A 12,987-nucleotide genomic window follows, 5' to 3' on the forward strand; every position below is an offset into this window, starting at 1 on the left:
CGTCATGTTCCTGGAGAGGAGTTCCCATGGTCGCCCCAGTGGAAGAGGGGACGAAGAAACACACCCGCCGACGCGCCTCGGACAAGGCGCCCCTGATCAGGGCGTCGGTCGCCGACACTGTGAAGGTCGGCGCGCTCGTCATGGCGCCGACGATCGCGCGCGGCGTCATCGCACGCCGTCCCCGTGTCGTCGCGCTCGCCGAGGGGATGCAGGCCGACCTGCGGGCGGGCCGCCTCCTGCGGCGGCTGCGCCACCGCTACGGCCGGGGTCCGCTGCGGCTGCGGCTGCCCGGCAGGTCCTACGTGCTGCTGCTGTCGCCCGAGGACGTTCGGCGAGCGCTGACGGAGTCGCCCGAGCCCTTCTCCCTCGACAACCGGGAGAAGCACGCCGCCCTCTCGCAGTTCCAGCCGCACGGAGTCCTCATCTCCAGGGGAGCGGACCGGGCGGACAGGCGGGCCTTCAACGAGGAGGTGCTCGACACCGCCCATCCCGTGCACTGCCTGTCCGGTGAGATCTCCCGCAAGATCGAGGGCGAGGCCGCCGAGCTGACCCGGATCATCGAGGACTCCGGCGAGCTGGGGTGGGGGGAGTTCCGCGCGGCCTGGTGGCGCGTCATCCGGAGGGTGGTGCTGGGCGACGGGGCCCGCGACGACCACCGCGTCAGCGATCTGCTCACCAAGCTGCGCATGAGCGCGAACTGGTCTTTCGCCCGGCCCCGCCGCAGGGTGCTGCGCGCCCGCTTCCAGCGTCGTCTGGACGGCTACCTGAGCGAGGCCGAGCCGGGCAGCCTGGCCGAACTCGTCGCCAAGGCCCCGAAGACGGAGCGCACCGATCCGGCGCAGCAGGTGCCGCAGTGGCTGTTCGCCTACGAGCCCGCGGGCATGGCGGCGTTCCGCGCGCTGGCGCTGCTGGCCGCCCACCCCGAGCACATGCGCCGGGCCCGCCGCGAGGCCGAGAGCGGCTCGCTGGAGCTGCCGTTCCTGCGGGCCTGCGTGCAGGAGTCGCTGCGGCTGTGGCCGACCACTCCCGCGCTGCTGCGGGAGAGCACCGAGGACACCGTCTGGCACGGCAGGACGATGCCCGCCGGGACGGGGATGCTCATCTTCACCCCGTTCCTGCATCGGGACGACGAACTGCTGCCGTTCGCCGACTCCTTCGCTCCGGACATCTGGCTGGACGGCACGGCACGGGAGAGCTGGTCGATCGTCCCGTTCAGCGCGGGGCCCGGCGAGTGCCCGGGCCGGTCGCTGGTGCTGCTGTCGGCGAGCCTGTTCCTCGCGGCGCTGCTGCGGGAGCACGACTTCCGGCAGAGGGCGGGGGTACAGCCGCGTCCGGACCGTCCGCTACCGCGCACTCTCGGCCCCTTCCGCCTGCGCTTCGGTGTCGTTTGAGTAGATCCTTAGCCTTTCTTGAAAAAAGTGAGTGCGTATCACTCGGCTGGGGTAGTGGATAAACCATGACCAAATATGACGATCTGGGTCATGAGCCCGAAGAAACGCACGACAGGAAGTTCGCTCCGGTCAACAAGGGATCGGACGAACGCGGACGCACCGACCCCTCGGCTGAGAACGAAGGACCGGTGCCGCGGAGCGGAACCGGGGTTCCCGGAGTGCGCAACGCCCATCCGGAATCCCTTCCCCCCGACGAGAGCGGAGTGCGGGAATCGGAGGAGCAGGACGCCACGCGGAAACATCCGGGCTGATCCTCTGGATCGGTGTACGGAATCACGAAGATGTGAAAGGCAAGCCATGGGCGATAAGAGTGGAAAGCACGGTCCGAAGCTGGACGAGGAGATGCACAGGGAGGCCGAGGGGCTGACGCGCAGCGGCGGACCCACGCACCCCCAGCCGTGGAACGACCCCGAACCGGTCGACACCGACACGGGCGTCGACCCGACGGCCACCCGCGCCGACCGCAGGGGAGCGCCTCCCGGGATGACCCCGCGGGACGTCGAGGAGCGCAGCACCATCGCCTCGGTCCTGGCCGGTGTGAACTACCCGGCGAGCCCCCGGGAGCTGGCGGACCACGCGGCCTCCACCGCCGCGCCCGACAATGTGGTCTCCCGGCTCTCCCGGCTGCCCGGCGAGTCCTACGACGGGCTCCCGGAGATCGTCAAGGACCTCGGCATCGGTCACGAGGAACGCCGCACCTGACCCCTCGCCCCTCTCACCGCGGAAGGAGAAGCCCTTGAGTGAAAGACCGGCGCAGAGCCAGGAGTACCCCGGCCGGACCGGAGAGATGACCCCCGAACCGCAGGACGAGATGCGCGGCCACCGGGGAAGCGGGCTGCTCTCCGGCGCCCGCGCCCTGGTGACCGGAGGCGACTCCGGCATCGGGCGGGCGGTGAGCGTGGCCTTCGCCAAGGAGGGCGCGGACGTGGCGATCACCTACCTGGAGGAGGACTCCGACGCCCGGCACACGGCGGGCCTCGTCGAGGCCGAAGGCCGGACCTGCCACACCTTCGGCGGGGACATGGGGGACGAGAGCCACTGCCGGAAGGTCGTCCGGGACGCGGGCACCGCCCTGGGCGGGCTCGACGTCCTGGTCCTGCACCACGGGACCCAGACGCCGGCCGACGACGTCCAGAAGATCGACTCGGCGCAGCTGCGCCGCACCGTCGACGTCAACCTGCTCAGCCTGTTCTGGTGCGTGCAGGAGGCCCTGGAGTTCATGGCGGAGGGTTCGTCCATCGTCATCACCGGGTCGATCAACGGGCTGCGCGGCAACCCGAGCCTCATCGACTACGCGGCCACCAAGGCGGGGGCGATGAACCTCGCCCAGTCGCTGGCCGGCTCCCTGATGGACCGGGGGATCCGGGTGAACTGCGTGGCCCCGGGCCCGGTGTGGACCCCGCTCATCCCCGCGACGTTCGACGCCGAGAAGGTCGCGGACTTCGGGAAGCAGGCCCCGATGGGGCGCGCGGCGCAGCCGGACGAGATCGCCCCGTCCTACGTCTTCTTCGCCGCGAACCGCAGTTCCTCCTACTACACGGGCCAGACCCTGGTCCCCGCCGGCGGTGAGATCCACCCCGGCTGACCCGGAAGGATCCGCCATGACGGATGAGAAGAAGGAAGAGAACCGGAGTTTCGCCGACCGCAGGGCGGAGCAGGGAGCCCCGCTCGAGGACGAGTCGCCCGACCTGGCGGAGGAGTTCGCGCCCGGTCCGACCGACCCGCCGAACGCCGAGGCCGACGCTCCGGGCGGGGAGGACGAGGGATACGAGCCGCAGACCCGGGTGTGATCCTGGCGGCTCAGTCCAGCAGCCGGGCCGCGACCCTGAGGTCGCCGACGAGCCCGGCGTAGACGGCGTCCCGGTCGGGGGCGCGCAGGACCGCCGACGGGTGGATCGTCGCCACGATCCGCCCGGCCGGCGGTCCCTGCGCGGGGGCCGGGGCGCCGATGGCGTCGAACGGCGGGCAGTCCAGGGGCACGCCCCGCTGCTTCGTCACACGGAAGGACGGCCCGAGCAGAGCCCTGCCCGCGACCGCCCCCAGCGCCACGACCACCTCGGGGGACACCGCCTCCAGTTCGGCGACCAGCCAAGGCCGGCAGGCGTTGATCTCGATGGTGCCCGGGCTCTGGTGGAACCTCCGCTTCGACCACTCCTTCAGGGTGAACTTGAAGTGCTTGACCGCGTTGGTGACGTAGACGGCGTCACGTTCGATCTCCGCCTCCTCCAGGGCGCGGCCCAGCAGTTTCCCGGCGGGTCCCACGAACGGCCTGCCCTGCCGGTCCTCCTGATCGCCGGGCTGCTCCCCGACCAGGAGGAGCCGGGCCCCGACAGGGCCCTCCCCGAACACCGTCTGAGTGGCCCGCTCGTAGAGCGGGCAGCCGCGGCATCCCGCCGAGGCTCTGCGCAGTTCCGGCAGGTCCGCGTTCTCGGGCACGAACGGCCCGGCATCCCGTGATTCCCCCATATCCCGTCCCTACCCCGGAAAGGGCGGGGCGAGGCGGATTCAGCCCGCCCAGGAGGCGCTGGCCGTCCGGGAGAGGCGGATGACGACCTCCGGATGCCGTGAGGCGACGTTCCGGCGCTCTCCAGGGTCCTTGTCCAGGTTGTACAGCTCGCACCGCCAGCCGGAGTCCGAAGAGGGGCGGCGGGAGCCGGGCGCGAAGCGCACCAGCTTCCAGTCTCCCTGCCTCACCGCCTCCGCCATCCGGGTGACGCTCCCGTTCTCCGCCGCGTTCGCCCGCCGGGTGGAGTGGGTCTCGCTCCGGTACCAGTACAGGTGCCGGGCGGGAGGCTGACCGCGCCGGCCGGTGAGCGTCCCGCGCAGGGAGGTGCCGTCCAGGTGCCGGGGGATGGACGCCCCGGCGAACTCCGCGAGGGTGGGGAACAGGTCGGTGTGCTGGGTGATCCTCGAACTGCGCCCCTTCTTGACGAGGCCGGGGCCCCAGGCGATCAGCGGAACGCGGATCCCGCCCTCGTAGAGGTTGCGCTTGTACCCGCGCAGCGGCCCGTTGGCGTTGAAGCGGTCCGGATTCACGCCGCCCTCCTCGTGGGGGCCGTTGTCGCTGGTGAACAGGATGATGGTCCGCCGTTTCGAGGGCAGGGCGTCCAGCAGGTCGCCCAGGTGCGAGTCCAGCCGCGTGAGCTGCGCGGCGTGCGCCCGGTCGGCGCGCGACCAGGGTCTGGCGCGGTACCGGCCGAGGCTGGGCACGTCGCTGGGGGCGTGGGGGAGGTTGGGCGTGTAGACGAGCAGGAACGGGTCCCCGCCCGCCTTCTTGATGAAGGACACCGCCCGGTCGCGCAGCAGGTCGGGCGCGTACACGCCGTGCCGCCCCTGCCTGTTCGCCTTCAACCGGACCCGGCCGCCGTTGCGCCAGAGGTGCTCGGGGTAGTAGTCGTGGGCGTGGCGGTGGGTGATGTAGCCGTAGAACTCGTCGAACCCCCGTGCGTTGGGGTGGCTGGGCTGCTCTCCCCGCTCGGGGCCGAAGCCCCACTTGCCGATCAGCCCGGTGCGGTACCCGACGGCGCGCATCGCCTCGGCGAAGGTCGTGTCGCGGTCGCGCAGCGCGCCGGGCAGGCCCGCCCGCGGATTCTGGCGGACCTGGGAGTGCCCGGTGTGCAGGCCGGTGTACAGGGAGCAGCGGGCGGGCGCGCAGACCGCGGCGCCGGCGTAGGCCTGGGTGAACCTGAGCCCCTCGCGGGCCATCCGGTCGAGCACCGGGGTCTTGATCTTCTTCTGCCCGTAGGAGCCGATCGCGCCGTACCCCAGGTCGTCGGCCACGACGAGGACCACGTTGGGACGGTCGTCGGTGGCCCGCGCCTCCTCGGCGGCGGGTTCGAACGGCAGGGACACCGCCGGCCCGGACAGCGCGGGCGAGGAGGTCAACACCGGTGCGCCGAGACCGAGGACGGCCGAACCACGGAGCAACTGACGGCGGCTGAGCACGAGGATCACACTCCGACCAGGGACCAAGGGGGTACATGTCCATGATCGGAGATATTTCCCATTAAAGCAATAGGAATAGTCAACTTATGGTCAACAGCGCTTGACCGTCCCCCGGGATCTCCAGCCGCAGGAGTCGGCGCGGCCCGCGGGGGAGCTCAACCGGACGGTCGAGCCCGAGTTCCGCCAGGCGTGGGTGCCGCGGTGCCAGTAGAGGTGGCCGCGTCCGTCGCGGCCCGGGCCGGTGTGGACGCGGACGGTCCGGCCCGGCCCCAGCCGGAGGTCCTTGAACACATAGGTCTGGCCGTCCGCGCCGCGCAGCCGCCAGCCCCGCAGGTTCCGCGTCTTTCCGGAGCGGTTCCCGACCTCCACCCATTCGCCGTTCAGGCTCCGGTTCGTCCGGTCGTCGACGCCGGGCGCGTCGAAGCGGATCCGCTCGATCCGGACGCCAGGGGAGGAGGGGGAGGGGGAGGCGCCTTTCTCCGGCGCCAGCAGGCCGATGACGATGAAGGCGGTGAGGAAGAAGGGGACGGCGTTCACTCTTCCGAGCGTAGGAGCGGACTCCGGGGCCGACCATGGCCGTTCCGGGGAGAAAGGGGCGGCGTCAGGGTCAGTCAGCTCTCTCGTAAAGTGAGGATTCTCCGGAGACTTCTTCGCTTTGGGGTGAATATGCCCTACTCGGAGGGAGAGTCTGATCACTCCCGGATTCTGAGGAGATCTCCGGTGGTAGTTATCGATTGTGGACCTCAATGCGGCGATCGAAGAGCTCTACCGCGTGCCGCCCTCGGAGTTCGTCCAGGCCCGGCGCCGGCTGGCCGACGCCGCGCACCTCGAGGGGGACGAGGCCGCGGCCAAGCAGATCAGGGCGCTGCGGCGGCCGACGGTCTCGGCCTGGGCGGTGAATCTGCTGGTCCGGGAGCAGGGCGAGCTGGTGGGGGAGCTGCTGGAGCTCGGCGTCGAGATCCGCAGGGGCTGGGCCGAGGGCGAGGACCCCGCCAGATTCGACCGGGTGCGCAACCTGGCGGTGGCCGAGGCCGTCCGGGTGGCGGGCGTCCTGGTGGAGGCCACCGGCCGTCCGCTGGGGGAGCAGGCCGCCCACGAGGTCGAGGAGACGCTCCAGGCCGCGGTCGTGGACGCCGAGGCCGCGGAGGAGGTGCGCTCGGGCAGGCTCACCCACCCGCGCAGCCACGCCGGCTTCGCCGCCCCCGAGGCGCCGGCTCCGGGGGAGGCGGTCGCGGAGAGGGGGGACGCCGCCCGCGTCCGGGAGGAGAAGGCGCGCAGGCGCCTGGAGCAGCTGGAGCAGCGGGCGGCCGAACTGGCTGCGGAGCGCGACGCCCTGCGCCGGGAGCTGGAGCACGTCGAACAGGAGTCGGAGAAGCTGCGCCACCGCCTGGACCAGCTCCGCCTCCACCACTCCGCCGTCCGCCGCAGGCTCGAGGACGCCGAGGCGCAGACCGAGACCGCGCTGTCCCGGGCCGCGGAGGCCCGCTCCGAGCTGGGCCCGCCCTGAACCGGCGCCCTACGACGGGGATGAGACCCTCGCGAACCACCGGTATCTTCGCACGGTGATCGAAGTACGGACATGCGACTGGAGCGACCCGGACGGTGCGCGGCTGCGGGCCGCGATGGCGGTGGAAATCGACGAGCGCTACGCGGACAGGGACGCCAAGGCCTCTCCCGCCCTGATCGAGGCGCTGGCCCTCGACCCCGGAGAAGTCGTCTTCGTGGCCGTCGCGACCCGGGACGGCGTCCCCGCCGGGCACGCCGCGCTGCGCCGGTGCGGCCCCGACCTGGAGCTCAAGCGCATGTACGTCACGCCGGAGGCCCGGGGCGGCGGCGTCTCCCGCGCGCTGCTCGACTGGGTCGAGCAGACGGCGCGCGAGGACGGCGCGCTCCGGGTGGTCCTCCAGACCGGCGACCGCCAGCCCGACGCCGTCCGCCTGTACGAACGCGAAGGCTACGTCCGCATCCCCGTCTACCCGCCCTACGTCGGCGTCCCGGAGCTGCACTCCATCTGCATGGCCAAGACGCTCTGACCCTCCCGCTACTCCCGGGGCAGGCGCTCGCCTTCGCGGACGCGTTCCAGGCCCAGCCAGATGAAGTCCAGGGCCATCGCCTCGGCTCGTTCGCGCTCGACGTCGGGGTGCTCCAGCCACCAGGAGATCAGCGAGAACAGGGAGCCGTAGATGAGAGGGACCAGCAGGCGCGCCCGCCGCTCGTTGGCGGCCAGCTCCTGGGGGCCGAGCCGCTGCCTGCGCCGCGACAGCAGGCGGTCGGAGGCGGCCTCGCCGAAGCTCTCCCGCAGCTCCCGCAGCTCCACCCCGACCTCGGGCTTGTCCAGGTGCCGGATGATGACCGACCAGGCGTCGGGCTCGGCGGTCGCGTAGTCGAACAGGGTCGAGACCATGCCGCCGACCCGCTCCAGGGACGAGGCGTTCTCCACCTCGGAGTCGGCCAGCCGCGTCGTCAGGTCGTCGACGATCGCCTGGGCCACCTCGGAGAACAGCTGGTCCTTGGACTCGAAATGCTGGTACAGCAGTGCCTTGGAGACCCCGGCCGCCGCGGCGACGTGCTCCATCTGGGTCAGGTGGAAGCCGCGCCGGCCGAACTCGGCCAGCGCGGCGGCCATCAGCTGCTCCCGCCGCGTGGCGGCGGACAGTCTTCTACCTGCCAAGATACGGAGCCAGTTCGGTGCGGGCGACGGAGCGGACGTGCACCTCGTCGGGGCCGTCCGCGAGCCGCAGCGTACGCGCCCCCGCCCACATCGCGGCCAGCGGGGTGTCGGAGGAGACGCCCGCGCCGCCGTGGACCTGGATGGCCTTGTCGAGCACGTCGAGCGCGACGCGCGGCGCCACCACCTTGATCGCGGCGACCTCCGAACGGGCCGCCTTCACCCCCTGGGTGTCGATCAGCCAGGCGGTCTTCAGGGTGAGCAGCCTGGCCTGCTCGATGGCCATGCGGGACTCGGCGATCCACTCCTGGACCACGCCCTGGCGGGCGATCTCCTTGCCGAACGCCACGCGGGAGGCCGCCCGCTCGCACATCAGCTCCAGCGCGCGCTCGGCCATGCCGATGGCGCGCATGCAGTGGTGGATGCGCCCCGGCCCGAGCCGGGCCTGGGCGATGAGGAACCCGCCGCCCTCCTGCCCGATGAGGTTGGACACCGGCACCCGGACGTCCTCCAGCCGGATCTCGCAGTGCCCGTGCTGGTCGTGGTAGCCGAACACCGACAGGTCGCGCACGACGGTGACGCCCGGGGCGTCCATCGGGACCAGCACCATCGACTGCTGGGCGTACGGGTGGCCCTCGGGGTCGGTCTTGCCCATGAGGATCATGACGGCGCAGCGCGGGTCGGCGGCGCCGGTCGTCCACCACTTGCGGCCGTTGATGACGTACTCGTCGCCGTCACGGACGATGCTCGTGGAGATGTTCCGGGCGTCGGAGGAGGCCACGTCCGGCTCGGTCATGCCGAAGCAGGAGCGGATCTCGCCCTCCAGCAGCGGCTTGAGCCAGCGCTCCTTCTGCTCCTCGGTGCCGAACATGTGCAGCACCTCCATGTTCCCGGTGTCGGGGGCGGCGCAGTTGATCGCCTCGGGGGCGAGTGCGGAGGAGCGGCCGGTGAGCTCGGCCAGCGTCGCGTAGTCGGTGTTGGACAACCCGGAGACGTCCGGCAGGAAGAGGTTCCACAGGCCGCGCTCGCGGGCGTCGGCCTTCAGCTCCTCGACGACCGGGGGCAGGTCGTGGGGCCGCCCGGCCTCGGCCAGCTCCGCCCGCTGCGCCGCGTAGACCGCCTCGGCGGGGTAGACGCGGGCGTCCATGAAATCCTGCAGCCGCGCCAGATATCCGGCGGCCCGTTCGCTCAATGAGAAGTCCATGCCAGTATCATAACTGACGGGTCAGTTACTTAATGGGAGGGTCCGTGGAAGTCAAGGGAAAGGTCGTCTGGATCACCGGCGGCGCCAACGGCATCGGCGCGGCCACGGCCCGCCGCCTGGCCGGCCTCGGCGCCCGGCCGGTCCTGTGCGACGTGGACGTCGAGCGGGGCGAGGCCCTGGCGGCCGAGCTGGACACCCTGTTCGTGCGGTGCGACGTGCGCGAACCCGCCGACAGCGTCCGCGCGGTGGAGGCGGTGGTCGAGAACTTCGGCGGCCTGGACGTGGCGTTCCTCAACGCCGGCGTGAGCACCGGCTGCGACCTGGGCGAGGGCTTCGACCCCGAGGTCTACCGGCGCGCGATGTCCATCAACCTCGACGGCGTCGTGTACGGCGTGCACGCGGCGCTGCCCGCGCTGCGCGCACGGGGCGGCGGCGACATCGTCCTCACCGGGAGCATGGGCGGCCTGGCCCCCATGCCCTACGAACCGGTCTACGCGGCCAACAAGGCGGCCGTCGTCGCCCTGGCCCGCTCGCTGGGCCCGGCCTACGAGGAGGAGGGCATCCGCGTCAACGCGCTGTGCCCGTCCTTCGCCGACACCGACATCCTCACCCGGCTGCGGGACTTCCTCGGCGACTTCCCCATCCTGGACGTGGAGACCGTCGTCGACGCCTTCCTGACGCTCCTGGCCTCCGGCGCCACCGGCCAGGCCTGGCCGGTGGTGCCCGGCCGCGAGTTCGAGCCGTTCCGTTTCCGCGGGGTCCCCGGGCCCCGGGTCTGAGGAGGAGCCGACCATGAGAGCCATCCAGATCACCGAGTTCGGCGGACCCGAGGTGCTGCGCCTCGCCGAGGTGCCCGCCCCCGTGCCCGGGCGCGGGCAGGTGCTCGTCGACGTCACCCGCGCCGGGGTGAACTACGCCGACACCCACCAGGCGGAGAACAGCTACCTGGCGGCCGCCGAGCTGCCGATGATCCCCGGCGGCGAGGTCGCGGGCACCGTCGACGGGCGCCGCGTGGTCGCCCTGACCTCGAACGGAGGCGGCTACGCCGAGCAGGCCGTGGCCGACGCCGGAGCCGTCTACGACATCCCCGACGGGATCGACGACCTGACCGCGCTCGGCCTCGTCGTCCAGGGCGCGACCGCCTGGCTGCTGCTGCGCAAGAGCACGCACCTGGAGCCCGGGGAGTCCGTCGTCGTGCACGCCGCCGCGGGCGGGGTCGGCAGCCTGGCCGTCCAGCTCGCCAGGGCCTGGGGCGCGGGACGCGTCATCGCCACCGCCTCGAGCGAGGACAAGCGCAAGCTGGCTCTGGACCTCGGCGCGGACGTCGCGCTGGACCCGGACGTCCCCGACCTCAAGGCCGCGCTCATCGAGGCGAACGGCGGCAGGCGCGTCGACGTCGTGCTGGAGATGACCGGCGGAGACGTCACCGACCGGTCCCTGGCGGCGCTGGCGCCCTTCGGAAGGCTCGCCTTCTACGGGATGGCCTCCCGCAAGCCGCCGTCCCCGATCCAGGCGCCCTCCCTGCTGCGCCACTCCACCGCCGTGGCCGGCATGTGGCTGCCGCACGTCTTCACCCTGCCGGGCGACATCATGCGCCGGGCGATGACGGAGCTGTTCGGCCTGGCCGCCTCGGGGGCGCTGCGCGTCCTGCCCGGCGGCGAGTACGGGCTGTCGGAGGCCGCCGCCGCCCACGAGGCGCTGCGCTCCCGCCGGACGGCGGGCAAGCTGGTGCTCGACCCGTCGCGCTAGGCGCGGGCCGCCCCACCGGCCGGGTCCGCGCCGGTGGGGCGCCGGGACGGCCGCCTCACCCGGCGATGCCGTTCTCGTAGGAGAAGACGACGGCCTGGGTGCGGTCCCGCAGGCCCAGCTTGCTCAGGACGTGGCCGACGTGGGTCTTGACGGTCTGCTCCGACAGGAACAGCTCCCCGGCGATCTCGGCGTTGGACAGGCCCCGGGCGATCAGCCGCAGGACGTCCAGCTCGCGGGGGGTGAGCACGTCCACCAGGTCCGAGCGGGGCCGCTCGTGCCGCCGCCGGCGGGCGAAGTCGGAGATGAGCCTGCGGGTGATCGAGGGGGCCAGCAGCGCCTCGCCGGAGGCCACCACCCGCACCGCGTTGATGAGGTCGCCCGCCGAGGCGTCCTTCAGCAGGAATCCGCTGGCTCCCGCGCCGAGCGCCTCGTAGACGTACTCGTCCAGGTCGAACGTGGTCAGCACGAGGACCTTGGGGCTCTCCTTGTCGTCCGTGGCGATGCGGGCGGTGGCGGCCAGCCCGTCCAGCCTCGGCATCCGGATGTCCATGACGACGACGTCGGGGCCGAGCTCGGCGCACAGCTCCACCGCCTCCAGCCCGTCCCCCGCCTGGCCCACCACCTCGATGTCCGGCGCGGAGGCCAGCAGCGTGGCCAGCCCGTCCCTGATCATGACCTGATCGTCAGCTATCACCACGCGGATCATGCGCGTCATCATAGGGAAGCTCGGCCAGCACGGCCCATCCTTCGCCCTCCTCGCCCGCGAAGAGGGTGCCGCCCAGCATCGTCACCCGCTCGCGCATCCCGACCAGGCCGTGCCCGCCGTTGCTGGTGTCGGGCTCGCCGTGCGGGCCGTCGTCCCGCACCGACAGCCTCAGCCGGTCGGGGTCGTAGCGGACCTCCACCGAGACGGCGGCTCCGGGGGCGTAGCGGGAGGCGTTGCTCAGCGCCTCCTGGATGATCCGGTAGGCCGACAGGTCCAGGCCCTCCGGGAGCGCCAGGGCGGCGCCGATCACGGTCAGCGAGATCCGCAGCCCGTCGTGGGAGGCCACGAGGTCGGGCAGCCGGTCCATGCCCGGCTGGGGCACCCTTTCGGCCGTCTCGTCGTGGGCGCGCAGCAGCCCGACCACCCGCCGGGTCTCGGTGAGCGCGGCCCGCGCCTCGTCCCGCAGCAGCGTGAAGGTGGCGCGGGCGGCGTCGGGCAGTTCCGGGATCTTGTAGGGGGCGGCCTCGGCCTGCAGCGCGATCACGGACATGTGGTGGGCGACGACGTCGTGCAGTTCCCGCGCGATGCGGGAGCGCTCCTCCAGCACCGCCTGGCGGGCCAGGTCCTGGCGGCGCAGCTCGGCCTGCTCGGCCAGGGTCATCTCGGCCCAGCGCCGCCCGCCGACGGCGTCGCCGAAGACGAGGGCCAGCCCGGCCAGCGCGCTGAGGATGAGCCCGAACCACGGCTCGAGCCCGTTGAACAGGATCGGCACGATCGCCAGGACGGTGATCGTCAGCACGCTCACGCCCTTGGCCACCAGGCGGGCGGAGACCGCCGCGACCAGGGCCAGCACCGGCAGCAGCCCCAGCAGGGAGGTGACCGGCCAGGGCATGAACTCCTCGTGGTGGCCCAGGGAGATCTCGGCCAGCAGCAGCCCCGCCACCATGATCCGCCAGGAGGCCAGCGGCAGGTAGGGCGCGACCAGGAGCGGCAGGCCCTGCAGCAGCCCGAGCAGCCAGCTCTGGCTCGCCCCCAGCCCGTGCAGGTTGATGTAGAGGGCGATGCTGCCGCCGGTGAACCCGATGGCGAGGGCCAGGGTGAGGGCCAGGACGGAGGCCTTCACCCAGGTTTTGTCAGTGGAGTACAGGCGCCGTTCCGGCCGGACGGGGGCCCGCACCGCGGCGTCGAGGAGCGCGGCGAAGACGCCCCGGGGGACTTGTTCGATCACACTGGCGAGGCTAGCCATCGAAGGCGTGTCCCGTCC

At 72.2% G+C, this 12,987-nt stretch carries 15 protein-coding genes; 8 read left to right on the plus strand and 7 right to left on the minus strand.

From position 1 onward, the window contains the following. Positions 1-26 precede the first annotated feature (26 nt). The 4 genes from ABD327_RS30610 to ABD327_RS30625 all read left to right on the plus strand — a co-directional run bounded on the left by ABD327_RS30610 (position 27) and on the right by ABD327_RS30625 (position 3,241). A complete protein-coding gene (locus ABD327_RS30610) occupies positions 27-1,391 on the plus strand; it encodes a cytochrome P450 (protein ID WP_344455632.1) in 1,365 nt (454 codons plus the stop codon). A gap of 357 nt (positions 1,392-1,748) precedes the next feature. Continuing rightward, a complete protein-coding gene (locus tag ABD327_RS30615) occupies positions 1,749-2,153 on the plus strand; it encodes a DUF2795 domain-containing protein (RefSeq protein ID WP_344455634.1) in 405 nt (134 codons plus the stop codon). Positions 2,154-2,238: 85 nt separating this feature from the next. After that, on the plus strand, positions 2,239-3,036 hold the full coding sequence (locus ABD327_RS30620) for an SDR family oxidoreductase (RefSeq protein ID WP_425547265.1): 798 nt from the start codon (positions 2,239-2,241) through the stop codon (positions 3,034-3,036). Positions 3,037-3,052: 16 nt separating this feature from the next. After that, a complete protein-coding gene (locus tag ABD327_RS30625) occupies positions 3,053-3,241 on the plus strand; it encodes a hypothetical protein (RefSeq protein ID WP_344455638.1) in 189 nt (62 codons plus the stop codon). A 10-nt stretch (positions 3,242-3,251) separates the two neighbouring features. On the opposite strand, the gene ABD327_RS30630 is transcribed toward ABD327_RS30625, so the two are convergent. From ABD327_RS30630 to ABD327_RS30640, 3 genes are all read right to left on the minus strand, one after another. Then, positions 3,252-3,917, minus strand: coding sequence for a UdgX family uracil-DNA binding protein (locus ABD327_RS30630; protein ID WP_344455640.1), 666 nt, complete (start codon positions 3,915-3,917; stop codon positions 3,252-3,254). A gap of 39 nt (positions 3,918-3,956) precedes the next feature. Next, positions 3,957-5,339, minus strand: a complete 1,383-nt coding sequence (locus tag ABD327_RS30635) for an arylsulfatase (RefSeq protein ID WP_344455642.1) — start codon at positions 5,337-5,339, stop codon at positions 3,957-3,959. Positions 5,340-5,486: 147 nt separating this feature from the next. Then, complete coding sequence (locus tag ABD327_RS30640) at positions 5,487-5,933, minus strand: lamin tail domain-containing protein (protein WP_344455644.1); 447 nt, start codon at positions 5,931-5,933, stop codon at positions 5,487-5,489. A 199-nt stretch (positions 5,934-6,132) separates the two neighbouring features. On the opposite strand from ABD327_RS30640, the gene ABD327_RS30645 reads away from it, so the two are divergent. Together ABD327_RS30645 and ABD327_RS30650 are read left to right on the plus strand one after the other, a co-directional pair. Further along, the gene (locus ABD327_RS30645; protein ID WP_344455647.1) at positions 6,133-6,903 is read left to right on the plus strand and encodes a hypothetical protein; all 771 of its coding nucleotides are present in this window, start codon (positions 6,133-6,135) and stop codon (positions 6,901-6,903) included. Between the two features lie 55 nt (positions 6,904-6,958). Then, complete coding sequence (locus ABD327_RS30650) at positions 6,959-7,429, plus strand: GNAT family N-acetyltransferase (RefSeq protein WP_344455648.1); 471 nt, start codon at positions 6,959-6,961, stop codon at positions 7,427-7,429. 8 nt (positions 7,430-7,437) lie between these two features. Here the strand turns inward: ABD327_RS30650 and ABD327_RS30655 are convergent, their stop codons facing one another. Together ABD327_RS30655 and ABD327_RS30660 are read right to left on the minus strand one after the other, a co-directional pair. Next, positions 7,438-8,067: a TetR/AcrR family transcriptional regulator gene (locus tag ABD327_RS30655; RefSeq protein WP_344455651.1), complete on the minus strand. Its 630-nt coding sequence runs from the start codon at positions 8,065-8,067 to the stop codon at positions 7,438-7,440. After that, positions 8,057-9,268 carry an acyl-CoA dehydrogenase family protein gene (locus ABD327_RS30660; RefSeq protein ID WP_344455654.1) on the minus strand — a complete coding sequence of 404 codons (1,212 nt, stop codon included), beginning with the start codon at positions 9,266-9,268 and terminating at the stop codon, positions 8,057-8,059. Before ABD327_RS30660 ends, ABD327_RS30655 begins: the two co-directional genes overlap by 11 nt. Positions 9,269-9,312: 44 nt before the next feature. On the opposite strand from ABD327_RS30660, the gene ABD327_RS30665 reads away from it, so the two are divergent. Together ABD327_RS30665 and ABD327_RS30670 are read left to right on the plus strand one after the other, a co-directional pair. Then, on the plus strand, positions 9,313-10,047 hold the full coding sequence (locus tag ABD327_RS30665) for an SDR family oxidoreductase (protein WP_344455656.1): 735 nt from the start codon (positions 9,313-9,315) through the stop codon (positions 10,045-10,047). A 13-nt stretch (positions 10,048-10,060) separates the two neighbouring features. After that, on the plus strand, positions 10,061-11,017 hold the full coding sequence (locus ABD327_RS30670; protein ID WP_344455658.1) for a quinone oxidoreductase family protein: 957 nt from the start codon (positions 10,061-10,063) through the stop codon (positions 11,015-11,017). Between the two features lie 55 nt (positions 11,018-11,072). Here the strand turns inward: ABD327_RS30670 and ABD327_RS30675 are convergent, their stop codons facing one another. Continuing rightward, the gene (locus ABD327_RS30675; RefSeq protein WP_344455661.1) at positions 11,073-11,723 is read right to left on the minus strand and encodes a response regulator; all 651 of its coding nucleotides are present in this window, start codon (positions 11,721-11,723) and stop codon (positions 11,073-11,075) included. Continuing rightward, positions 11,701-12,951, minus strand: a complete 1,251-nt coding sequence (locus ABD327_RS30680; protein ID WP_344455664.1) for a sensor histidine kinase — start codon at positions 12,949-12,951, stop codon at positions 11,701-11,703. Before ABD327_RS30680 ends, ABD327_RS30675 begins: the two co-directional genes overlap by 23 nt. Positions 12,952-12,987: the final 36 nt, after the last annotated feature.

The organism is Actinocorallia aurantiaca (assembly GCF_039533685.1).
GTDB lineage: Bacteria > Actinomycetota > Actinomycetes > Streptosporangiales > Streptosporangiaceae > Actinocorallia > Actinocorallia aurantiaca.